Origin of the sequence: Streptomyces sp. NPDC007808 (assembly GCF_042868655.1) — a bacterium.
In the GTDB taxonomy this organism is placed as follows: Bacteria; Actinomycetota; Actinomycetes; order Streptomycetales; family Streptomycetaceae; genus Streptomyces.
This window is the reverse complement of sequence record NZ_JBIAEQ010000004.1, coordinates 342,199-364,748: the sequence shown is the minus strand read 5'-3', so window position 1 is coordinate 364,748 and position 22,550 is coordinate 342,199. Positions and strand designations below refer to the sequence as shown.

Below are 22,550 nucleotides of genomic sequence, written 5' to 3'. Positions count from 1 at the left end.
GGTCGCCCTCGACCCGTGGGTCACTTCCGCCCGCCGTACAACCCTTCGCGCTCCTCGCGAGTCTCCTGAGCGCCTCCCCCCTCCACATCGCAGATGCCAAAAGAGGCATTTAGCACCTTCGGAGCGTTCATAGTGATAACCGGCATCAGGAGCGTACGTCTCCGCAGAGCCGCAGCCGTCGTCGCCACCACCGGCGCGCTGGTCGCGGGCGGCGCCCTGTCCGCGCCCGCCCAGGCAGCGACCGCCCCGACGGTCAGCGCCAAGGGCGCCTTCATGCTCAACAGTGCGACAGGCTCCACCCTGTACAGCAAGTACGCCGACACCAAGCGGCCCATGGCGAGCACGACCAAGATCATGACGGCGCGCGTCGTGCTGAGCACGCCCGACCTGAACCTCGACCGCAAGATCACCGTCAAGCAGGCCTACCGGGACTACGTCGCCGCCAAGGGCGCGAGCACCGCGGACCTGAAGACGGGCGACAAGGTCACCATCCGCCAGCTGCTGAACGCCCTGCTGCTGCCGTCCGGCTGCGACGCCGCGATGGCCCTCGCGGACACCTTCGGCACCGGTACGACCGTCTCGGCGCGCACCAAGTCCTTCATCAGCAAGATGAACGCCAAGGCGGACACGCTCGGCCTGACCAACACGCACTTCGACTCGTTCGACGGCAACTCGACGCAGAACACGAACTACACGACCCCGCGCGACCTCGCCAAGCTCACCCGCAGCGCAATGAAGTACACGACCTTCGCGGGCATCGTGAAGAAGCAGAAGACGGTGCACTACGCGACGACGAGCACCGGCGGCACCCGCACCTACACCTGGTACAACACCAACAAACTGCTGGGCTCCTACAGCGGCGCGATCGGCGTGAAGACGGGCACCAACACCCCGGCCGGTCCCTGCCTGGTCTTCGCCGGAACCCGCGACGGCAAGACGGTCATCGGCGTTCTGCTCAATGACCAGTACCGCTTCACGGACGCCGCGAAGCTGATGGACTACGCCTTCGGCTCGACCTCGGCGAGCACGATGCAGCTGCGCACGCTGCCGCAGGGGGCACAGCGGGACTGACCCGATACGACCCGATACGACGACGGCCCCCGCACAAGCGGGGGCCGTCCTCGGTTCACGCCCAGGTGATGAGCCGTTTGGGCTGTTCGAGGATGGCGGCCACGTCGGCCAGCACCTTGGAGCCCAGCTCTCCGTCCACCAACCGGTGGTCGAAGCTGAGTGCCAGGGTCGTCACCTGACGCGGCTTCACCTTGCCCTTGTGGACCCACGGCTGGAGCTTGATGGCGCCGACCGCGAGGATCGCGGACTCCCCGGGGTTGAGGATCGGGGTGCCGGTGTCGACACCGAAGACGCCGACGTTGGTGATGGTCACCGTGCCGCCCTGCATCGCGGCCGGGCTGGTCCTGCCTTCCCGGGCCGTCGACACCAGCTCGCCGAGTGCTTCGGCCAGCTGCGGGAGCGTCTTGGCGTGGGCGTCCTTGATGTTCGGGACGATCAGGCCGCGCGGGGTCGCCGCGGCGATGCCCAGGTTGACGTAGTGCTTCTGCACGATCTCCTGGTTGGCCTCGTCCCAGGACGCGTTGACGTCCGGATTGCGCTTGATCGCGACCAGGAGGGCCTTGGCGATCAGCAGCAGGGGGTTCACGCGCAGGCCCGCGAACTCCTTGTCGCCCTTGAGCTCCTCGACCAGCTTCATGGTGCGGGTCACGTCCACCGTCACGAACTCCGTGACGTGCGGCGCCGTGAACGCCGAGCCGACCATCGCGGCCGCGGTGGCCTTGCGGACGCCCTTGACGGGGACACGGGTCTCCCGGGCCGTGTCGTGGCCGACCACCGGCGCGGGGGCGACCGGGGCGGCCGGGGCGGCCTGCGGCACCGGCTCGGCGGCCGGGGCCTGCGGGGCCACCGCGGCGTGCACGTCCTCGCGGGTGATGATGCCGTCGGGACCGGTCGGGGTGACCGTGGCCAGGTCGACGCCCAGGTCCTTCGCCAGCTTGCGCACCGGCGGCTTGGCCAGCGGCCGGTCAGGCGTGACCACCCCGGTGCGGCCGTGGCCGTTCAGCTCCGGCTGCGGGGCCTGCGCGGCGGCCGGGGCCGCCTGACGCGCGGGCTCCGCTCCCTTGCGCGGGCGGCGCTTCGTCGAGGACGTGGCCACGCCGTAACCCACCAGCACCGGCTGGCGGCCCTCCGGCTTGGGCTCCTCCTGCGGGGCCTCGGGCTGCGGGGCGGGCGCCGAGGCGGCCGGCGCGGGAGCGGCGGGCGCCGCCCCTCCCGCCACGTCCACCGCGATGATCGCCGTACCGACGTCCACCGTCGTGCCCTCGGGGAAGTGCAGGGCACGCACCACCCCGTCGTACGGGATGGGCAGCTCGACGGCCGCCTTGGCCGTCTCGACCTCGCACACCACCTGACCGTCGGTGACCGTGTCGCCCGGCTGGACGTACCACTTGAGGATCTCGGCCTCGGTGAGTCCCTCGCCCACGTCGGGCATCTTGAACTCACGCACGGACGCTTCAGTCATCGTCGTCACGTCCCTCTCCTCAGTACGCCAGGGCACGGTCGACGGCGTCGAGCACCCGGTCCAGTCCCGGCAGGTACTCCTCCTCCAGACGCGCCGGCGGATACGGGGCGTGGTAGCCGCCCACCCGCAGCACCGGGGCCTCCAGGTGGTAGAAGCAGCGCTCCGTGATCCGGGCGGCGATCTCCGCGCCCGAACCGAAGAACACCGGCGCCTCGTGGACCACGACCAGGCGGCGGGTCTTCTCCACCGACGCCTGGATGGAGTCGAAGTCGATCGGGGAGACCGAGCGCAGGTCCAGGACCTCCAGGTTCCGGCCCTCCTCGGCGGCCGCGTCGGCGACCTCCTGGCAGAGCTTCACCATCGGGCCGTACGCGGCCAGCGTGAGGTCACCGCCCTCGCGGACGACCTTCGCCTTGTGCAGCGGGCCCGGGATGGCCTCGGTGTTGACCTCGCCCTTGTCCCAGTAGCGCCGCTTGGGCTCGAAGAAGATCACCGGATCGTCGCTCTGGATGGCCTGCTGCATCATCCAGTACGCGTCCGACGGGTTCGACGGGCTGACGACCTTCAGGCCCGCCACATGCGCGAAGAGCGCCTCGGGGGACTCCGAGTGGTGCTCGACCGCGCCGATGCCGCCGCCGTAGGGGATACGGACGACGACCGGGAGCTTGACCTTGCCCAGCGAGCGGGCGTGCATCTTCGCGAGCTGGGTGACGATCTGGTCGTAGGCGGGGAAGACGAAGCCGTCGAACTGGATCTCCACCACCGGGCGGTAGCCGCGCAGGGCGAGGCCGATCGCCGTGCCCACGATGCCCGACTCGGCCAGCGGGGTGTCGATGACGCGGCTCTCGCCGAAGTCCTTCTGCAGGCCGTCCGTCACCCGGAAGACGCCGCCGAGCTTGCCGACGTCCTCGCCCATGATCAGGACCTTGGGGTCGGAGTCCAGGGCACGCCGCAGCGACTCGTTGATCGCCTTGGCCAGAGCCATCTTGTCCGCTGCCATGTCAGACCCCCGACCCCGCGGCGAAGCCGCTCTCGATATCAGTCGCGAACGACGCCTGGTAGGCGGCGAACTGGGCGCGCTCCTCGTCGACGAGCGCGTGCCCGTCCGCGTACACGTTCTCGAAGATCGCGAAGTGGTCCGGGTCCGGCATGGCGCGGACCGCCTCGCGCACTCGTTTGCCCAACGCCTCGCTCTCGGTCTCCAGTTCCGCGAAGAATCCCTCGTCCGCGTGGTTTGAAGCCTCCAGGTAGCGGCGCAGGCGCAGGATCGGGTCCTTCGCCTCCCAGGCCACCCGCTCCTCGTCGCCCCGGTAGCGGGTGGGGTCGTCGGAGGTGGTGTGGGCGCCCATGCGGTACGTGTACGCCTCGACCAGCGTCGGGCCCTCGCCGGCGCGGGCGCGCTCCAGCGCCCACTTCGTCACGGCGAGGCAGGCCAGGACGTCGTTGCCGTCGACGCGGACGCCGGGGAAGCCGAAGCCCTGCGCGCGCTGGTAGAGCGGCACGCGGGTCTGCTTCTCGGTCGGCTCGGAGATCGCCCACTGGTTGTTCTGGCAGAAGAACACCACGGGGGCGTTGTAGACCGCGGAGAAGGTGAACGATTCCGCGACGTCGCCCTGGCTGGAGGCGCCGTCGCCGAAGTACGCGATCACCGCGCTGTCGGCGCCGTCCTTGGCGATGCCCATCGCGTAGCCCGTGGCATGCAGCGTCTGGGAGCCGATGACGATCGTGTAGAGCTGGAAGTTGTTGCTGTTCGGGTCCCAGCCGCCGTTGTTCACGCCGCGGAACATGCCGAGCAGGTTGGTGGGGTCGACCCCGCGGCACCAGGCGACACCGTGCTCACGGTAGGTGGGGAAGACGTAGTCGTCCTCCCGGGTGGCCCGGCCGGAGCCGATCTGGGCGGCCTCCTGGCCGAGCAGCGACGCCCACAGGCCCAGCTCGCCCTGACGCTGCAGGGAGGTGGCCTCGGCGTCGAAGCGGCGGGTGAGCACCATGTCGCGGTAGAGGCCGCGGAGCTCTTCGGGGGTGATGCCGGCCACGTACTTGTCGAACTCGGCGTTCTTGACGCGCTCGCCCTCGGGCGTCAGCAGCTGAACGAGCTCGGGGTCGGTGCCTGGCGATTTCCTTGCGGTCGTGCGCTTGCCGGCCGTGCTCTTGGTACCGGCGCTGCGTCGCGGCTTTCGCGCGGCAGTGCTCTCCACGGTCACGTGTGCTCCTCCGTCGGTCCGGCTACCCGGGTTCGCCGGGTGCCAGTGCGGCTCACCTGAAGCCCTACGGACGCACAGGGTGGGTGCGGCTCGTTGGGTGACAGGCGTGACAGGTGCCCCGGCGAGCGCCCTGCAACAGGCACGTTACCCAGTGCTCCACATTTCTGTGAAACCCCTCCTGACCTGCGTTTTTGCTTGGATTTCCAAGTAAATCGCGAAAGTCCGGAACAAGTCCTGGTCACAGCCTTGCAGGGGGCCGGAACAACGGCACGTTATATCGGTGACCCAGGTCACGGGAAGAGTTGCCGGGGGGCGAGATCGGAGCGGGGTCCACGACCGGGGGTCGGGTGGAGGCCGCCGTGGCGGCTGGGACGGCCGTATGCATTCCGGCCAACGACACGCGCGCGTGTGAGCCCGTTCGGGCCCACACGCGCGCGTGGGGGTGTTCTCGGTGGGACGCGGGTCCCGGCGGGTCAGCCGCCGGCGCCGCCGCCCGTGGGGTCCGTCGGCAGGGTCGCCGGGTCGGTGGGCTGCTCGGTGGGCTCCTCCGTCGGCTCGGGCGTCGTCGGCTCCTCCGTCGGCTCGGGCGTCGTCGGCTCCTCCGTCGGCGCCTGCGTCTCGGGCTGCGACGGCGTGTCGGTGGGCGGGTACGACTCCGTGTACTCCGGATCGGTGCCCGTGTCGCCGCCGTCGTCCGTGAACTCGTCGGTCGGATCCTGGGTCGGATCGTCGGTCGGGTCCTCGGTCGCCTTGTCCTCGTCCTTGGTCTGCGTGGCGGTCGGCGACTGGGTGGTCCCCTTGCCGGGGTCCTTGCCGTTGTCCTTGTTCATCGCCAGCGCGACGCCCGCCGCGATCGCGATCACCGCGAGGACGGCCAGGATCCAGAGCTTGCCGCGGCCGCTGCCCCTGTTGCCGTGCCCCTCGAAACCGCCGTCGTCCCCGCCGCCGTAACCGGACGGCAGGATCGGCTGCGGGATCTGCGTCGTACCGGAGCCGGGGTCCCCGGGGTGCCCCATCACGGCGGTGTGGGCGAAGCCCGACGCCGGGGTGTGCCGGCCCTCGTGCATCGTCACCGGACCGGTGTTCCAGGTGCCGGTGTGGCCGCCCTGGTCGTACAGCATCTGCAGGCCGTACTGGACGAGGCCGCGCATCTCCTCGGCCGTCTGGAACCGGTCGTCCGGCTCCTTGGCGAGCGAGCGCATGACAAGACCGTCGAGCTCCGGCGGCGAGGCGTCGGAGACCTCGGACGGCGGGGTCGGGATGTCCTGGACGTGCTGGTAGACCACCGACAGCGGGGTCTCGCCGGTGAACGGCGGACGCAGGGCGAGCAGTTCGTAGAGCAGACAGCCGGTCGCGTACAGGTCGGAGCGGTGGTCGACCGCCTTGCCGAGCGCCTGCTCGGGCGACAGGTACTGGGGCGTGCCCATGACCATGCCGGTCTGCGTCATCGTCGACTGCGCGCCGTGCAGGGCGCGGGCGATGCCGAAGTCCATCACCTTCACGGCGCCGTTGTGGGTGATGATGACGTTGGCCGGCTTGATGTCGCGGTGCACGATGCCGTGCTGATGCGAGTAGGCGAGCGCCTCCAGGACGCCGGAGACGATGATCAGGGCCTGCTCGGGGCCCGGCGCCTCGGCGTTGAGGAGGAGGTCGCGGATGGTGCGGCCCTCGACGATCTCCATGACGATGTACGGCACGGAGTGGCCGTTCACATGGTCCTCGCCGGAGTCGTACACGGCGACGATCGCGTGGTGGTTGAGGCCGGCCACCGACTGGGCCTCGCGCGTGAAGCGGGCCTTGGACACCGGGTCCTCGGCGAGGTCGGAACGCAGCAACTTCACCGCCACGGTGCGTCCGAGGCGCACGTCCTCGGCCGCGAACACCTCGGCCATGCCGCCCCGGCCGAGTCTGCGGGTCAGCCGATAACGGCCGTCCCCGACAAGTCCGCCATTACCCCACATTTCCGGCGCGTCTGACATACCGCCGCCAGCCGCCTCGGGGTCGGACGGGCCCTGAGCGCGCTGCTGCTGTGCCATCGGTCCTCGCCGTCGTTTCTGCCCGCGGTGCGCGCGGTGTTGTTACGGTCTCCGTCGGCCACGCTACAGCCTCCGCGCAAGCCGTCTGCCCGAGACGGTCGCCCCGACCGGACGGAGACGGACCGGCCATCAAACCGGTACCCCGTCTCCTCGTGCAAATTCTGTGTACTGGCCGTACCGCCCCGGTAACGCTTCCGCGGTGCTTCTTTCGCGTACGGTCACGGAACGGGCACCGTGCTTGACCTGTCAGTGCCGTGGGGCAGACTTGGCCGGGGATTAGCACATTGGATCACTCGGATCACCCGATCCACCGCGATCGCAGGCGCCCGAGAGGCTACGGGGGACGCAGAACATGAGCCAGGACGGCGCGCAGGGCCGGTACGCGGGGCAGGCACTCGCGGGCGGCCGCTACCAGCTGCGCGACTTGCTCGGCGAGGGTGGCATGGCCTCGGTGCACCTCGCGTACGACTCCGTGCTCGACCGGCAGGTCGCGGTCAAGACGCTGCACACCGAACTGGGCCGCGAGCAGGCGTTCCGCGAGCGGTTCCGCCGCGAGGCCCAGGCCGTGGCGAAGCTCACGCACACCAACATCGTCTCCGTCTTCGACACCGGCGAGGACACCGTCGACGGAATGACGACGCCGTACATCGTCATGGAGTACATCGAGGGCCGGCCGCTCAGCTCGGTATTCGACGAGGACGTGAGGCAGCTCGGCGCGATGCCCGCCGACAAGGCGTTGAAGATCACCGCGGACGTGCTCGCGGCCCTGGAGATCAGCCACGAGATGGGCCTGGTCCACCGGGACATCAAGCCGGGCAACGTGATGATGAACAAGCGCGGCGTCGTCAAGGTGATGGACTTCGGCATCGCGCGGGCCATGCAGTCCGGTGTGACCTCGATGACCCAGACCGGCATGGTGGTCGGCACCCCGCAGTACCTCTCGCCGGAGCAGGCACTGGGCCGGGCCGTGGATGCCCGCTCGGACCTGTACTCGGTCGGCATCATGCTGTTCCAACTCGTCACCGGGCGGCTGCCGTTCGACGCGGACTCGCCGCTGGCCATCGCGTACGCGCATGTGCAGGAGGAGCCGGTGGCTCCGTCCTCGATCAACCGGGCGCTGCCCCCGGCCGTGGACGCGCTGGTGGCCCGAGCGCTGAAGAAGAATCCGAACGAGCGCTTCCCGAGCGCCGAGGCCATGCGCGACGAGTGCCTGCGCGTGGCCGCGTCCTTCCAGGCGGCCCCGCCGAGCATCGTGCCGGGCGCGCAGACGCAGAGCGGCCAGGGCGTCGGCGCCTCGGTGTTCCCGCCGGTCGGGCAGACGCCCCCGCCCTCGGGCCCCGTCCAGACGCCGTACCCCCCGAACCAGTCGACCCCGGCCCCGAACCCGTACGGCACGCCGCCGCCGTCGATGCCCTCGCCCTCGTACGGCTACCCGCAGCAGCCCGGCTACCAGACACCGCCGCCCGCCTCGTACTCCCCTCAGCCGGGCCACGCGACCCCGCCGCCGTACACCATCTCCCCGCAGCCGCAGGGCCCTTCGGGCGGCGGCAAGAACAACCGGTCCGTCGTCATCGGGTCGATCATCGTGTCCCTCGCCGTCGTGGGCGGCCTGATCGTCGCGCTGTCGCTGAAGGGCGGCGGGGGCGGGGACGACCCGGGCAAGGGCGGCGATGCGACGGCGACGGCAGAGGTGACGAAGGCGCCGGGGTACCGGGAAGGGGACAGCTCGAAGACGGTCGAGACGACCGTGTGCACCGAGCCGACGGAGTCGTACACCGACCCGGACCAGGCGCAGATGCCGGACTTCGCCTACAAGTACTGGCCGTCGGTCGAAGCCTGCCTCAAGGCCGCCGGGTGGGACTACGAGAAGATCGACAAGAACGAGAACACCTTCGGCCATGGCACCGTGCTGAAGCACACGCCCGAGGTGCGCTCGAACTTCGACCCCGACGATCCGCCGGAGATGACGTTCGAGGTCTCCACGGGCAATCCGGAGTGACGGCCACCAGGTGAAAGGGCCCGGCAGCGTCGGCTGCCGGGCCCTCGATCCGTCCGGAACCGGTGGTTACAGGTACGGGCCGCCCGTGCGGCCGGCCTGGCGGTGTTCGCCGTCCTCGTGGCCGCCGACGCCCGGCGGGAGGGCGCGGCGCATCTGCTCCAACTGGGCGCGCGCGGCCATCTGCTGAGCGAAGAGCGTGGTCTGGATGCCGTGGAAGAGGCCCTCCAGCCAGCCGACCAACTGGGCCTGCGCGATACGCAGTTCCGCGTCGCTCGGGGTCGCCTCGTCCGTGAACGGCAGGGACAGCCGCTCCAGTTCCTCGACGAGTTCCGGCGCCAGGCCGTCCTCCAGCTCCTTCACCGAGCTGGCGTGGATCTCCTTCAGCCGGACCCGGCTCGCCTCGTCCAGGGGCGCGACGCGCACCTCCTCGAGCAGCTGCTTGATCATGCTGCCGATCCGCATGACCTTCGCCGGCTGTTCCACCTGCTCCGTCACGGGGATCTCGCGGGAGTCCTCGTCTGCGTTGCCGCCGGTGAGCGCCATCCCGTCCTGGCCCACGACCAGGATCTGGGGGTTCTCGGACGGCCTGTCGTTCCTCGGCATCTCCATGCCGCCATTCTCTCGCACCCGTACAGCTCATCATCGTGGTGCCCCCGCCGGGGCAAGATCCACCGTTTCCACCGGAGGACTTTCCTCACCGCCCCGGTGGAGCCGTCCCTCCCTGTCGGTTCCCGTCCGTTCCGGGCCGGTTGCACCGCCGCGGCCGCGCTTCGGGGATTCGGTCGGGTGGCGGAGTCTGGAATGCCGGGTTCATTGGTGACTGTGAGGCTTGTCCCATGACTCCATGGCTGGGAGTGGGACAGGAGCGGCCGCGCGCCGGTTCCGGTGCCCCGGACGCTGCTGACCGCCGCCGGGCGGGACATGCGACACCGCGGGTCTCGCGGGCGGCGGGGGTGCTGGTCGGGTTGGTGGCCGGGTTGGTCGTGGGGACGTGCGGCACGGGGACGTCATGGGGGCTCGACGGCCCGCGCGGCGGGGCCGCGCTCGGGACGTCGCCCGGTTCCGCCGCGCATTCCGGCTCCGCTGCCGCGTCGAGGGTGCCCTCCGCTCCCTCAGGATCGCCCACGGGTCCCTCCGCGGAAGCGGCCTCGGACTCCCCCGGCTCCACGGCCTCGTCCTCCGCCGCCGTCGCGGACGGGTCCGTGAGCCACTCCGCGTCCTCCAGCGCGGCTGCGGGTCCCGGGCGGTCCGGTGAGCCCGGCCCCGTGGGGGAGACCGGTCACACCGGCGTCGAAACCGGAGAAGCCGTCGGTGCGGCCGGTGAGAGCAGCCGGGCCGGTGCCGACGGTCGGGACCGTGAGGCCGGTGGGGCCAGGGACGCCAAGAGGGGACAGGAGTCCCCGGCGTCCGACGCGTCGTCCGCTGCGCCCGCGCACGGCCCCGTCACCTCACCCCCGGCCCCGACCGACAAGCCCTCCCGCGCCGGGAGCCGACCCGGTGAGGGCAGGGAGCGGCCCGGACGGCCGAGGGGTCCCTTGGAGGACGAGGAGACGGCGGCCGACGAGCCCGGTGGCCGCGAACGAGACGAACGGGACGAACGCGACGAGGAGGGCGGGGACGGCGACGGCTCGACGGAGGCCGAGGGGGAGGCGGACGGGAGTGATTCCGGGGACCCTGATGCCGCCGACGACGCCTCCGCGGCGCCGTCCGCCCCGCCGAGCCGATCCGGCGGGCAGCCCGTCTCGCACGCGGAGGGACCCGCCGAGCCCGTGCTTGAGGTCCTGCCCCTCGGCAGCGGGCTGGTGCTCATCGGGCTCGGTCTGGGGCTCGCCTTCGTCGGTCTGCGGCTGCGGCGGGACCAGTGGTGACAGCCCTGCCGGGGCGGCCGCTCAGGACTCAGTCCCGCGGCGCCACGAGGAGCACCTTCCCGACATGCCCGCTCTCCTCCACCACCCGGTGCGCCTCGGCCGCGTCGTTCATCGGGATCTCACGGTCGACGACGGGACGTACGTGGCCGCCGTCCAGCAGGGGCCACACATGCTCGCGTACGGCGGCGACGATCGCCGCCTTCTCGGTGAGCGGGCGCGCCCGCAGCGAGGTCGCGCTGATGGCACCGCGCTTGGCCAGCAGCGCACCGATGTTGAGCTCGCCCTTGACCCCGCCCTGCATGCCGATGATCGCGAGCCTGCCGTTGACGGCGAGAGCCTTGACGTTGCGGTCGAGGTACTTGGCGCCCATGTTGTCCAGGATGACGTCGGCCCCGGCGCCGTCCGTGGCCTTCTTCACCTCGGCCACGAAGTCCTGTTCCCGGTAGTTGATCAGGGTGTCCGCACCCAGCTCGGCACACCGGTCGAGCTTCTCGGCACTGCCCGCCGTGACGGCGACCTTGGCGCCGACGGCCTTCGCCAGCTGGATCGCCATGGTGCCGATGCCGCTGGAGCCGCCGTGCACCAGCAGGGTCTCGCCGGGGCGGAGGTGGGCGACCATGAAGACGTTCGACCAGACCGTGCAGACCACTTCGGGCAGGGCGGCGGCCTGCGTCAGGCTCACGCCCTCGGGCACCGGCAGCAGCTGGCCGGCCGGCACGACGGCCTTCTCGGCATAGCCGCCGCCCGCGAGCAGCGCGCACACCTCGTCGCCGACGGCCCAGCCGCCGACACCGGGACCGAGTTCCGCGATGCGGCCGGAACACTCCAGCCCGGGGTACGGGGAGGTACCGGGCGGCGGGTCGTAGAAGCCCTGTCGCTGCAGGATGTCGGCACGGTTGACGGCCCCGGCCACCACCTCGACCAGCACTTCGCCCTCGCCGGGCGTGGGGTCGGGGACCTCGTCCCACACCAGTGCCTCGGGCCCACCAGGTTCGGGAATCGTGATCGCATGCATGGGACGGACGGTACTCCTCGGCCCTCGCCTGCCGACCGCGTACTCCGTCGCCGGGTCGGAAGCCCCTCTCTCCCTCGGTCTTCGGCGGGCCCTCTCTCCCTCGGTCTTCGGCGGGCCCCCTCCCCTCGGTTCGGCGGCCCCCGGAAAAAGCCTGTGCGGCAGCGATGAGTTTGCGCGACCGTGAAGGTCTCCCCATGCGTAGTCCAAGAACACGGAAGGCCACTCGGAAGGAACCGACACATGAGCACGCGGACGACGTCCGGTCTCGCCATCGAGACCGCGGGCCTGGTGAAGACATTCGGTGAGACACGGGCCGTCGACGGCGTGGACCTCGCGGTTCCGGCCGGGACGGTCTACGGGGTCCTCGGCCCCAACGGCGCGGGTAAGACGACCACGGTGAAGATGCTCGCCACCCTGCTGCGACCGGACGGCGGTGAGGCGCACGTCTTCGGCCATGACGTCGTCCGCGAGGCCGACGAGGTACGCAGCCGGGTGAGCCTCACGGGGCAGTACGCCTCCGTGGACGAGGACCTCACCGGCACCGAGAACCTGGTCCTGCTGGGCCGGCTCCTCGGACACGGCAAGCACTCGGCGCGCGTGCGTGCCGCACAGCTCCTGGAGGCCTTCGGGCTGACGGACGCGGCCGCGAAGCAGGTCAAGAACTACTCCGGTGGCATGCGACGCCGTATCGACATCGCCGCCTCCATCCTCAACACTCCCGACCTGCTCTTCCTCGACGAGCCGACCACCGGCCTCGACCCGCGCAGCCGCAACCAGGTGTGGGACATCGTCCGCGCGGTCGTCGCCCAGGGCACCACCGTGCTGCTCACCACGCAGTACCTGGACGAGGCCGACCAACTGGCGTCCCGTATCGCCGTCATCGACCACGGCAAGGTCATCGCCGAGGGGACCAAGGGCGAGTTGAAGGCGTCCGTCGGCGCCGGCTCGGTGCATCTGCGGCTGCGGGACGCCGCACAGCGGCCGGAGGCCGAGCGTGTGCTGCGGCTGACCCTGGACGCGGACGTACAGCTGGAACCCGACCCGGTGGCACTCACGGCGCGTGTCGGCTCCGGAACGGCCGACGGACAGGGCGCGGCGGAGCAGGCCGCCCGCGCGCTCGGCGAACTGGCCCGCAGCGGCATCACCGTCGACAACTTCTCCCTGGGCCAGCCCAGCCTGGACGAGGTCTTCCTCGCCCTCACCGGACACGACACCCAAGAGACCAAGGACGACAAGGACGAGGTGGCGGCATGAGCACGGTGACGCAGACCGAGAACCAGGAACTCGCCCCCGTCAGCGCCGAGTCGCTCGCCGCGCTGCTGGTCTCCGGGGAGCGGCCGCCGCGGCCCAGCGCCTGGTCGGCCTCCATGACGTTCGGCTGGCGGGCGATCCTCAAGATCAAGCACGTGCCGGAGCAGCTCTTCGACGTCACCGCGTTCCCGATCATGATGGTGCTGATGTACACGTACCTGTTCGGGGGCGCCCTCGCCGGCTCCCCGAAGGAGTACATCCAGTTCCTGCTGCCGGGCATCCTGGTGATGTCGGTCGTGATGATCACGATGTACACCGGTGTCTCGGTGAACACCGACATCGAGAAGGGCGTCTTCGACCGCTTCCGGACGCTGCCCATCTGGCGGCCGTCGACCATGGTCGGCTACCTGCTGGGCGACGCCCTGCGCTACACGATCGCGTCCGTGGTGATGCTCACCGTCGGCATCATCCTCGGCTACCGGCCGGACGGCGGGGTCGGCGGTGTGCTCGCCGGGATCGCGCTGCTGGTGGCCTTCTCGTTCGCGTTCTCGTGGATCTGGACGATGTTCGGGCTGATGCTGCGCTCCGAGAAGTCCGTGATGGGCGTCAGCATGATGGTGATCTTCCCGCTCACCTTCCTGTCCAACGTCTTCGTCGACCCGAAGACCATGCCGGGCTGGCTCCAGGCCTTCGTCAACAACAGCCCGATCACCCATCTCTCCTCGGCCGTGCGCGGCCTCATGGCGGGCGACTGGCCCGCCGACGAGATCGCCTGGTCGCTGGGCTGGGCAGGGCTGTTCGTCGTGGTCTTCGGGCCGATCACGATGCGGCTCTACAACCGCAAGTAGTCGGACAGGCCGTCACAGGCCCCCGGGGCGGCTCAGACGGGCCTCATCCCCGGGGGCAGACGCCTCTCGTCGGGTGCGACCTGGCTGCCCGGGGTCGCCCGCACAATGGTGATGAGCCGGTCCGTCAACACCAGTCTCCCGACGTCCGGATCGTCGTATCCGAGCACCCGGTGCCCGCGTACGACGCTGATCACCAGGTCCTCCGTCTGCCGCGGGCTCTTGCCCACCTCGGCCTTTATGACGGGCCGTTCGACGATGTCCAGTCCGCTGCCCTGCTGGATCAGGTCCTCCAGGACCATGCCGGCGGCGGGGCTGAGCACGGACAGTCCGAGCAGCCGTCCGGCCGCGCTGGCGCTGGTGATGACCGCGTCGGCGCCGGACTGCTTCAGCAGCGGGGCGTTCTCCTCCTCACGCACCGCGGCCACGATCTTCGCGCCGTGATTGAGCTGCCGGGCCGTCAGCGTCACCAGGACGGCGGTGTCGTCCCGCTGGGTCGCGATGATGATCTTCCGTGCCTTGTGCACCTCGGCCCGCTTCAGCACCTCGCTGCGCGTCGCGTCGCCGGTGACCCCCGCATAGCCGTCGGCGACCGCCGCGTCGATCACCTTCGAGCTCGGGTCGACCACGACGACCTGGTCCTTGGGCAGGCCGGTCGCGCAGACGGTCTGGATGGCCGAACGCCCCTTCGTGCCGAAGCCGATGACGACAGTGTGGTCGCGCAAGGTGGACCTCCAGCGGGTCAGACGCCACTCCTCCCGAGTCCGTTCGGTGAGGACCTCAAGTGTGGTGCCGACCAGGATGATCAGGAACAGCACCCGCATGGGCGTGATGACGAAGATATTGGTGAGTCGGGCGGCGTCACTGACCGGGGTGATGTCGCCGTATCCGGTGGTGGAGAGACTGACGGTCGCGTAGTAGAAGGCGTCGAGGAGATCGACGGAACCGTCGGAGTTGTCGTTGTAGCCGCCGTTGTCGGCGTAGACGATCAAAGCCGCCAGCACCAGCAGCCCGAGCGCCAGCGTGACCCGCTTGGCGACCTGACGGAACGGATGCTCCACGATCTTCTTCGGGAGCCTCACCCGATAGGTCTCGACCCGTTCGTCGGCCCTGCGGGCGATCGCGTCCTGGCCCGGAAGTTTCACGTGAAACACACCTCGATACCGGCACTCGCCCAGGGCAGATCCAGCAGTTCCGTCTCCTGGCCCGCGCGCGCACCACCCGGCGGTACGACGGCGACGGCGTCGGCCGCCGCCATCCCTCGCAGCATGGCAGGACCGTGGTAGTGCAACGGCACGGCATGGTCACCGCGCAGCACCACGGGGATGAGCCGGGTGTCGTACGGATGCCCGTGCGCCGCCTCCTTCAGGGGCAGCGTGTACGACTCCGGGGCGGGGCGGACGGCGAGGGTGCGCAGCAGCGGCTCGGCCAGGGTGAGCAGGCCGGAGACCGCGGCCAGGGGGTTGCCGGGCAGGCCGACGAGGTGCTGGTCCTCCTTGATCCGCGCCAGCAGCATGGGGTGGCCGGGCCGCACCTTGACGCCGTCCACGAGAAGTTCGGCGCCGATGCGTTCGAGGATGGGGTGGACGTGGTCGACGGGCCCTGCCGCGGTGCCGCCCGTGGTGACGACGAGGTCGGCGTCGGAGCCGGTGAGGGCCTTGTGCAGGGCCTTGGCGTCGTCGCCGAGCCGGCGTACGGCGGTGACCTCGGCGCCCAGGGCACGCAGCCAGGGCGGCAGCATCGGGCCGAGCGCGTCCCGGATCAGCCCGTCGTGCGGAAGCCCTTCGGTCAGCAACTCGTCGCCGAGGACGAGGACTTCGACGCGCGGGCGGGGTACGACGGTGAGGGTGTCGTATCCGGCGGCCGCGGCGAGGCCGAGCACGGCCGGGGTCACCACGGTGCCCACGGCGAGCAGATGGTCACCGCGACGGCACTCCTGGCCGCGTGGGCGGATGTCCTGACCGGGCTGGACCTCCCGGGTGGCATGCAGACGCCCCTGGCTGTCCGAGCGTCCGTGCTCGGAGCGCAGCACGGCGTTGGTCTCCGGGGGGATGCGGGCGCCGGTGGCGATACGGACGGCCTCGCCGTCGGTGAGCGCCTCCGGCTCGCCGTGCCCGGCCAGCACGCCCTCGTCCCGCACGGCCCAGGGGCCTGGTCCCGCGACGGCCCAGCCGTCCATCGCCGAGGTGTCGAAGGAAGGCAGGTCGGTGAGGGCGGTGAGGGGGGCGGCCAGGGTGAGGCCGAGGGCTGCGTCGAGGGGCACCTGGACGGGAGCGCGGCGGGCTGCCCGGGTGCCGGCGCGGGCGGCCTGGGCGGCGATCTCACGGGCGCGGGGCCAGGGAGTCGCGTGGTGATGGCGGTGCTGGCCCGGCGAGCCGGGGGCGGGCGAGGCCGGGGCGGGCACTGGATCACCGGGGGTGTGGTGGCCGTTGCGTTCCTTCACCAGGGCGAGCACCTCCTCGACGTCGAAGTCCTCGGCGTCCCCCTCCGCCTGGATGCCACGGGCGGTCATCCGGCGTCCGGGCGGGCGTCGGACGTGGCCTCGGACTTCGCGGCGGCCGCTTCCTCGGCCCAGCGCAGGGCGAGGGCGGTGGCCTTGCGGGAGGCCTCGGCGACGGCTTCGGGGCCTCCCTGCGCGCCCGCGGCCCGGGCCGCGGCGTAGCCGACGAGGAAGGTGGTCAGCGGGGCTGCCGGCCGGGCCACGCCGTGGGCGGCGTCACGAGCGAGGTCCAGCAGGACCTTGGTGTCGACGTCGAGGTCGATACCCAGTTCGTCCTTGACTGCGGAAATCCATTCATCCAACACGTGCCCATGCTCCCTGATGCGTGCCCTGGCGGTGGCGATGTCGTCCCAGGTGTCGCAGTCGAAGGACGCGACGGGGTCGGGGACGCGGGTGAGGTCGAGGGCGCCGGTCAGCCGGCGCAGGGGGAGGCCGGTGAGGCCGTCGTGCCGCCGGCCGAGCGCGGCCAGTTCGCGGCGCAGCGCGGGCGCTCGGTAGGCGGCGACGAGGGGCTGGTCGCGGCCGTCGGCGTCGGTGAGCAGCGCGCCGTCGGCGCCGCCCGTGCGCAGGGCGGCCAGCAGCCGCCGTACCGTGCCCTCGTCGAGGAACGGCAGATCGGCGGAGAGGACCACGATCCGCTCCGCCCGGGTGTGCCGCAGCCCGGCGTCGAGCGCGGCGAGGGGACCGCCGCCGGGTGGGTCCTCGCGCGCCCAGGTGACCGGTCGCGCGGTGGAGCGGGGATCGGCGACGACGACCGTGGTGCCGGCGTCGGCGCAGGCGGTGAGCACCCGGTCGAGCAGCGCGCGCCCGCCCACGCGCAGCCCGGGTTTGTCCGCGCCGCCGAGCCGCCGCGCGGCACCGCCGGCGAGCACGACGGCGTCGTACGGGCCGTCGTGCACGGCCTCGGCGGCGCCCGGCGTGCGGGGCGGTTGGTACGCGGTCACCCCCCGAGTATGCGTGTCTCCGCGATCACAGGGAACGCGGTGGGGCGGCAGGAGGCCGTTTCGGCTCGCTCACCGGGAGCGCGATGCGAGCGGTTGCGGCCCCTGACGGCCCGCTCACAAGGTGCGCAGCAGCACCGCCGGCTGTTCCACGCAATCCGCCACGTACCTCAGGAAGCCGCCCGCGGTGCCGCCGTCGCAGACACGGTGGTCGAAGGTGAGCGACAGCTCGACGACCTGCCGGACGGCCAGCTCGCCCTCGTGGACCCAGGGCTTGGGGATGATGCGGCCGACGCCGAGCATCGCGGCCTCGGGGTGGTTGATGATCGGCGTGGAGCCGTCGACGCCGAACACGCCGTAGTTGTTCAACGTGAAGGTTCCGCCGGTGAGTTCCGCCGGTGTGAGGGTGCCCGCGCGTGCCGCCTCGGTCAGCCGGGCGAACTCGGCGGTCAGCGACTCCGCGTCCCGCGCGTGTGCGTCGCGCACGACCGGGACGACGAGGCCCCGCTCGGTCTGCGCGGCGAACCCGAGGTGCACATGGTCGAGCTGGACGACCTCCCGGGCCTCCATGTCGACCGTGGAGTTCAGCTCGGGGAACCGGGCCAGGGCGGCGGTGCAGATGCGGGCCAGCAGAGCGAGCAGGGAGATCTTCGGCCCACCGGCGGCGTTCATGGCCGTCCGCGCCCGCATCAGCTCGGTCGCGTCGGCGTCCACCCAGCAGGTCGCGTCGGGGATCTCCCGCCGGCTGCGCGACAGCTTGTCGGCGACGGCACCTCGGACGCCCTTGAGGGGGGTGCGGATGCCGGCCGGGCCGGTCTTGGCACGGGCGGGAGGAGCTGCCGCGGGAGTCACCGCGGATGCCGTTGCCGGGGCGGCCGTGGGTGCCGCCACGCGTCCCTGCGCGGAGGCGGCCCGCAGCGCGTACTCCACATCGGCCCGCAGGATCAGCCCGTCCGGTCCGGAACCGTGCAGCTCCCGCAGGTCCAGGCCGTTCTCACGGGCGAGGCGGCGGACGAGCGGGGAGATCACCGGCACCGGGCCCTCGTGGCCGCCGTTGTGAGGCGCGGCCGGCTTCGCGCCGACGGACGCGGCGGAGGGCCCGCGAACGGCCTGCTCCCGACGCTCCGGTGGCGCCGGCCGCACCCTGCGCCGCCGCGAGGGGGCCTCGGACGTGCCGTAGCCCACCAGGACGTTCCCGGAGCCCTCGGTCCTGCTGCCGGAGGCAGCCGGTTCCTCGGCCTGCCGCCCGCCGGCACCGCCGGAGTCCGGTGCACCCACCGCCACCGTGATCAGCGGCGCCCCGACGGGCAGTTCCGTGCCCTCGTCGCCGAAGCGGGCCGTGACCACCCCGCCGTAGGGGCAGGGAACCTCGACCATCGCCTTGGCCGTCTCGACCTCGACGACCGGCTGGTCCACGGCGACGACGTCACCGACCTCCACCAGCCAGCGGACGATCTCCGCCTCGGTGAGCCCCTCCCCGAGGTCGGGGAGCTTGAACTCCAGCACCTGTGCCATCAGCTCTCGGCCTCCCACTGCAGACGCCCCACGGCGTCCAGGATGCGGTCCACGCCGGGCAGGTGGTGACGCTCCAGCATCGGCGGCGGGTAGGGGATGTCGAACCCGGCCACACGCAGCACCGGTGCCTCCAGGTGGTGGAAGCAGCGCTCCGTGACCCTGGCCGCGATCTCCCCTCCCGGGCCGCCGAACCCGCCCGACTCGTGCACGACGACCGCCCGTCCGGTCCGCCGCACCGAGGCGCTGACCGTCTCGTCGTCGAACGGCACCAGCGAGCGCAGGTCGACGACCTCCAGATCCCACCCCTCCTCGCGCGCCGCCTCGGCGGCTTCGAGGCAGACGGGCACGGACGGTCCGTACGTGATGAGCGTGGCGCTCGTCCCCGAGCGCCGCACCACCGCGCGGCCGATCGGTTCAACGCTCTGCGGGTCCTCCGGGTTCCAGGTGTCCTTCGACCAGTACAGCCGCTTGGGCTCCAGGAAGACGACCGGGTCGTCGGAGGCGATGGCGGCACGCAGCAGTCCGTAGGCGTCGGAGACGGTCGCGGGCGTGACGACATGGAGCCCCGGAGTCGCCATGTAGTACGCCTCGGAGGAGTCGCTGTGGTGCTCGACACCGCCGATGCCGCCGCCGTAGGGGACACGCACGGTGATCGGGAGCGGCATCTTGCCGCGGGTGCGGTTGCGCATGCGCGCGACGTGCGAGATGAGCTGCTCGAACGCCGGGTAGGCGAACGCGTCGAACTGCATCTCCACCACAGGACGCAGCCCGCACATGGCCATGCCCACCGCCGTGCCCAGGATGCCCGCCTCGGCCAGCGGCGTGTCCGTGCAGCGGTGCTCGCCGAACTCCTTGGCCAGCCCGTCGGTGACCCGGAAGACTCCGCCGAGGGTGCCGACGTCCTCGCCCATGACATGGACGGTGGGGTCGGCCGCCATGGCGTCGCGCATCGCGCGCGTGAGGGCCTGCGCCATGGTGGCCGGCTTGACGGCGACGGTGGTCATCGGTGCGACCCTTCCGACTCGGCTTCGAGCTCCGCCCGCAACTGGGCCTGCTGTTCACGCAGTTGCGGCGTGGGCTCGGCGTACACGTGGGCGAACAGGTCCATCGGGTCGAGCGCCGGGTCCGCGTTCATCCGTTCGCGCAGATCCGCGGCCATCGTCTCGGCGGCGTCCCGCGCGGCCTGCGTCCCGGCCTCGTCGAGCAGGCCCCGGTCGGTCAGTTCGTGCTCGAGGAGCGCGATCGGGTCGTGTCCGCGCCAGGTCTCGACCTCGGAGTCGCCGCGGTAGCGGGTCGCGTCGTCGGCATTGGTGTGGGCGTCGATGCGGTAGGTGATCGCCTCGATCAGCGTCGGTCCGCCGCCCGCGCGGGCGTGCCGTACGGCGTCGCCGAGCACCTCGTGCACGGCGACCGCGTCGTTGCCGTCGACCAGCCGGCCGGGCATCCCGTAGCCCACGGCCTTGTGGGCCAGCGACGGCGCCGCGGTCTGCTTGGCGAGCGGCACGGAGATCGCGAAGCCGTTGTTCTGGACCAGGAAGACGACCGGGGCCTGCCACACGGCGGCGAAGTTCAGCGCCTCGTGGAAGTCGCCCTCGCTGGTGCCGCCGTCGCCGACCATGGCCAGCGCGACCACGTCGTCGCCCTTGATGCGGGCGGCGTGGGCGAGACCGACGGCGTGCGGCAACTGGGTGGCGAGCGGCGTGCACAGGGGGGCCACGCGGTGCTCGTGGGGGTCGTAGCCGGTGTGCCAGTCACCGCGCAGCAGGGTCAGCGCCTCCACGGGGTCCACGCCCCGGGCGACGGCTGCGAGGGTGTCGCGGTAGCTCGGGAAGAGCCAGTCGCGCTCCTCCAGGGCCAGCGCCGCGGCGACCTCACATGCCTCCTGGCCGGTGCTGGACGGGTAGACGGCGAGGCGGCCCTGCTTGGTCAGCGCGGTCGCCTGCGCGTTGTACCTCCGTCCGCGCACCAGCTCGGCGTACAGCCTGCGCAGCAGGTCCGGGTCGGCCTTGGCGGCGGCCTCGGTGCCGAGGACGCGGTAAGGCTCCGCGTCCGGCAGCAGCGGCACGGGGTCCATGCGGGGCTGCCAGGCGGGCGGCGGCGATGGCCGGTACGCGCCTCGCTGCTCCATGACCGTCATGACGGCACCTCCTCGTGGGAGCGGCTACGGGAGGCGCGACGGCAGTGACGCGCCTCACCTACCGATTGTTCGGTCGTCGGCACATTTTGGCTACAGGCCCCCTCAGGCTGTGGACAAACGGTTCTCCACAGCCTCCAATGAACGCAGTACGTCCACGGGAGGAAGGTGGGGGGACATGGCGCCTGAACAAATGGCCGACAGCCCGGGCGACGGCGCATCCGCGTCGCCGCCCCGTCCGCTCGACGCCATCGATCTGGACATCCTCCAGATGCTCCAGGCGGACGGCCGCGCGTCGATAAGGTCGGTCGCCGAGCGGGTGCATGTCTCGCGCGCCAACGCCTACGCCCGCATCAACCGCCTCATCGAGGACGGCGTCATCCGCGGTTTCGGGGCCCGCGTCAATCATGAACGCGCCGGTCAGGGAACGTCCGCCTACATCACCTTGAAGATCGTGCAGAACTCCTGGCGCACGGTGCGCGAGCAGCTCACCCAGCTCCCGGGCGCCTCGCACATCGCGCTGGTCGGGGGCGACTTCGATGTGCTGCTCCTGGTGCACACCTCCGACAACAGGGCGCTGCGCGAGTTGGTCCTGACCCGGCTGCAGGCGATCCCCGAGGTGCTCAGCACGCGCACGCTGCTGGTGTTCGAGGAGGAGGACCTGGAGCCGCAGGGCTGAGCGGGCGCCCCGGCCGTCAGCCGGCGGCCATCGCCATGGCCATCAGCATCAGGAGCAGCAGCGGAAGGACCGCGCACACGACACCGGCGCAGGCCGCCGTGGTCCGCAGCATCCGCGCCGACCGGCGGTGCGGCAGCGCCCAGGCGACCACGAGCAGGACGAGTCCCCCGTAGAGCAGCGCTTCGAGGGCGCCCGCGTAGCCGTCTGCGCCGTACACGCCGTACTCCCATGCCAGAAGCGGCAGCCCGAGCAGCGTCGCCGCGAAGGGCGCCTTCCACCACGCCGGGTCGGCGGCAAAGAGCCGCACATCGTTCTCGCTCATGCGTCACAGGTCATCGGACGGGGCGCCCGCGGGCATCGGGCCCCGTACTCAGCCGGCCACGCGCGCGTACTCAGGCGGCAGCGGGCCGAGCCGCGGCAACGGTCAGTCCTCCTGGCGCAGTCCCCCGAAGACCAGCCGCACCACGGTGTCGGCGACCTCGCGCTCGCTCACGCCGCGGCCGTCCGGCCGGTACCACTCCACGATCGAGTTGATCATCCCGAAGACGAGCCGGGTCGCCAGCCGCACCTCCACGTCGGCCCGCACCTCGCCGTCGGCGGCAGCGGCCTTCAGCAGTGCGGCGACCCGGTGGTCGAAGTCGCGGCGACGCTCCAGCGCCCACCGTTCGGTCTCGGTGTTGCCGCGCACCCGCAGCAGCAGCGTCACATAGGGCAGCTCGGTTATGAGCACCTCGACCATGCGCCGCACGACGTACTCCAGGCGGTCGGCGGCGTGCCCCTCGCGCGCGTGCTCCTCGTCGAGGATCCCGAAGAGCCCGTCGAGCGCCCGGCTGACGGCCCGGCGCAGCAGCTCCTCCTTGCCCGTGACGTGGTGGTAGATCGACGACTTGGAGATGCCGGCGGCCTTGGAGAGGTGCTCCATGGAGGTGCCGTCGTAGCCGCGCTCGTTGAAGACCCGCACGGCGACGGAGAGCAGCGTCTCGGGCGTGTACGTGTCGCGCTTGGCGGTGGTCATACGGTGCTGCCCTCC

Annotated in this window: 20 protein-coding genes; 6 read left to right on the top strand and 14 right to left on the bottom strand. The window is 71.4% G+C overall.

What is annotated here, in order from left to right; translation table 11 throughout:
• Window positions 1–132: 132 nt before the first annotated feature.
• Window positions 133–1,071, top strand: a complete 939-nt coding sequence (locus ACFYNL_RS17455; protein WP_388803602.1) for a D-alanyl-D-alanine carboxypeptidase family protein — start codon at window positions 133–135, stop codon at window positions 1,069–1,071.
• Between the two features lie 55 nt (window positions 1,072–1,126).
• Here the strand turns inward: ACFYNL_RS17455 and ACFYNL_RS17450 are convergent, their stop codons facing one another.
• From ACFYNL_RS17450 to ACFYNL_RS17435, 4 genes are all read right to left on the bottom strand, one after another.
• Window positions 1,127–2,542 (bottom strand): dihydrolipoamide acetyltransferase family protein, encoded by a 1,416-nt coding sequence (locus tag ACFYNL_RS17450; protein ID WP_388803599.1) that lies wholly within the window; start codon window positions 2,540–2,542, stop codon window positions 1,127–1,129.
• Window positions 2,543–2,552: 10 nt separating this feature from the next.
• Window positions 2,553–3,533, bottom strand: coding sequence for an alpha-ketoacid dehydrogenase subunit beta (locus ACFYNL_RS17445; protein WP_388803596.1), 981 nt, complete (start codon window positions 3,531–3,533; stop codon window positions 2,553–2,555).
• A gap of 1 nt (window position 3,534) precedes the next feature.
• Window positions 3,535–4,737: a pyruvate dehydrogenase (acetyl-transferring) E1 component subunit alpha gene (pdhA, locus tag ACFYNL_RS17440; protein ID WP_388803594.1), complete on the bottom strand. Its 1,203-nt coding sequence runs from the start codon at window positions 4,735–4,737 to the stop codon at window positions 3,535–3,537.
• A gap of 473 nt (window positions 4,738–5,210) precedes the next feature.
• Window positions 5,211–6,773 carry a protein kinase gene (locus tag ACFYNL_RS17435; RefSeq protein ID WP_388803591.1) on the bottom strand — a complete coding sequence of 521 codons (1,563 nt, stop codon included), beginning with the start codon at window positions 6,771–6,773 and terminating at the stop codon, window positions 5,211–5,213.
• A gap of 352 nt (window positions 6,774–7,125) precedes the next feature.
• On the opposite strand from ACFYNL_RS17435, the gene ACFYNL_RS17430 reads away from it, so the two are divergent.
• Complete coding sequence (locus tag ACFYNL_RS17430; protein WP_388803588.1) at window positions 7,126–8,772, top strand: protein kinase; 1,647 nt, start codon at window positions 7,126–7,128, stop codon at window positions 8,770–8,772.
• 66 nt (window positions 8,773–8,838) lie between these two features.
• On the opposite strand, the gene ACFYNL_RS17425 is transcribed toward ACFYNL_RS17430, so the two are convergent.
• The gene (locus ACFYNL_RS17425; RefSeq protein WP_388803585.1) at window positions 8,839–9,381 is read right to left on the bottom strand and encodes a bacterial proteasome activator family protein; all 543 of its coding nucleotides are present in this window, start codon (window positions 9,379–9,381) and stop codon (window positions 8,839–8,841) included.
• Window positions 9,382–10,037: 656 nt separating this feature from the next.
• Here ACFYNL_RS17425 and ACFYNL_RS17420 point away from each other — a divergent pair.
• Window positions 10,038–10,640, top strand: a complete 603-nt coding sequence (locus ACFYNL_RS17420; protein ID WP_388803582.1) for a hypothetical protein — start codon at window positions 10,038–10,040, stop codon at window positions 10,638–10,640.
• A 28-nt stretch (window positions 10,641–10,668) separates the two neighbouring features.
• Here ACFYNL_RS17420 and ACFYNL_RS17415 read toward each other — a convergent pair whose 3' ends face one another.
• Complete coding sequence (locus ACFYNL_RS17415) at window positions 10,669–11,655, bottom strand: NAD(P)H-quinone oxidoreductase (RefSeq protein ID WP_388803579.1); 987 nt, start codon at window positions 11,653–11,655, stop codon at window positions 10,669–10,671.
• Window positions 11,656–11,895: 240 nt separating this feature from the next.
• On the opposite strand from ACFYNL_RS17415, the gene ACFYNL_RS17410 reads away from it, so the two are divergent.
• Window positions 11,896–12,909: an ATP-binding cassette domain-containing protein gene (locus ACFYNL_RS17410; RefSeq protein ID WP_388803576.1), complete on the top strand. Its 1,014-nt coding sequence runs from the start codon at window positions 11,896–11,898 to the stop codon at window positions 12,907–12,909.
• Entirely contained in the window at window positions 12,906–13,754 is an 849-nt protein-coding gene (locus tag ACFYNL_RS17405; protein ID WP_388803573.1) for an ABC transporter permease, read from the top strand. Before ACFYNL_RS17410 ends, ACFYNL_RS17405 begins: the two co-directional genes overlap by 4 nt.
• A 32-nt stretch (window positions 13,755–13,786) precedes the next feature.
• On the opposite strand, the gene ACFYNL_RS17400 is transcribed toward ACFYNL_RS17405, so the two are convergent.
• The 6 genes from ACFYNL_RS17400 to pdhA (ACFYNL_RS17375) form a co-directional block, all read right to left on the bottom strand.
• Window positions 13,787–14,896 (bottom strand): potassium channel family protein, encoded by a 1,110-nt coding sequence (locus ACFYNL_RS17400; protein ID WP_388803570.1) that lies wholly within the window; start codon window positions 14,894–14,896, stop codon window positions 13,787–13,789.
• Window positions 14,893–16,263 carry a molybdopterin molybdotransferase MoeA gene (locus tag ACFYNL_RS17395; protein ID WP_388803567.1) on the bottom strand — a complete coding sequence of 457 codons (1,371 nt, stop codon included), beginning with the start codon at window positions 16,261–16,263 and terminating at the stop codon, window positions 14,893–14,895. The genes ACFYNL_RS17400 and ACFYNL_RS17395 overlap by 4 nt, the downstream gene beginning before the upstream one ends.
• Entirely contained in the window at window positions 16,260–17,195 is a 936-nt protein-coding gene (locus tag ACFYNL_RS17390; protein WP_388803564.1) for an NTP transferase domain-containing protein, read from the bottom strand. The genes ACFYNL_RS17395 and ACFYNL_RS17390 overlap by 4 nt, the downstream gene beginning before the upstream one ends.
• Before the next feature lie 114 nt (window positions 17,196–17,309).
• Window positions 17,310–18,707: a dihydrolipoamide acetyltransferase family protein gene (locus ACFYNL_RS17385; RefSeq protein WP_388803561.1), complete on the bottom strand. Its 1,398-nt coding sequence runs from the start codon at window positions 18,705–18,707 to the stop codon at window positions 17,310–17,312.
• Window positions 18,707–19,711, bottom strand: a complete 1,005-nt coding sequence (locus ACFYNL_RS17380; RefSeq protein ID WP_388803557.1) for an alpha-ketoacid dehydrogenase subunit beta — start codon at window positions 19,709–19,711, stop codon at window positions 18,707–18,709. The genes ACFYNL_RS17385 and ACFYNL_RS17380 overlap by 1 nt, the downstream gene beginning before the upstream one ends.
• Window positions 19,708–20,844: a pyruvate dehydrogenase (acetyl-transferring) E1 component subunit alpha gene (gene pdhA / locus ACFYNL_RS17375; protein WP_388803554.1), complete on the bottom strand. Its 1,137-nt coding sequence runs from the start codon at window positions 20,842–20,844 to the stop codon at window positions 19,708–19,710. The genes ACFYNL_RS17380 and pdhA (ACFYNL_RS17375) overlap by 4 nt, the downstream gene beginning before the upstream one ends.
• A gap of 190 nt (window positions 20,845–21,034) precedes the next feature.
• Between pdhA (ACFYNL_RS17375) and ACFYNL_RS17370 the strand changes: the two genes are divergently transcribed.
• Window positions 21,035–21,520 carry an Lrp/AsnC family transcriptional regulator gene (locus ACFYNL_RS17370; RefSeq protein WP_388804575.1) on the top strand — a complete coding sequence of 162 codons (486 nt, stop codon included), beginning with the start codon at window positions 21,035–21,037 and terminating at the stop codon, window positions 21,518–21,520.
• A 16-nt stretch (window positions 21,521–21,536) separates the two neighbouring features.
• Here ACFYNL_RS17370 and ACFYNL_RS17365 read toward each other — a convergent pair whose 3' ends face one another.
• Window positions 21,537–21,842 (bottom strand): hypothetical protein, encoded by a 306-nt coding sequence (locus tag ACFYNL_RS17365; protein WP_388803551.1) that lies wholly within the window; start codon window positions 21,840–21,842, stop codon window positions 21,537–21,539.
• A 102-nt stretch (window positions 21,843–21,944) separates the two neighbouring features.
• Window positions 21,945–22,535, bottom strand: a complete 591-nt coding sequence (locus ACFYNL_RS17360; RefSeq protein WP_388803548.1) for a TetR/AcrR family transcriptional regulator — start codon at window positions 22,533–22,535, stop codon at window positions 21,945–21,947.
• Window positions 22,536–22,550 lie beyond the last annotated feature (15 nt).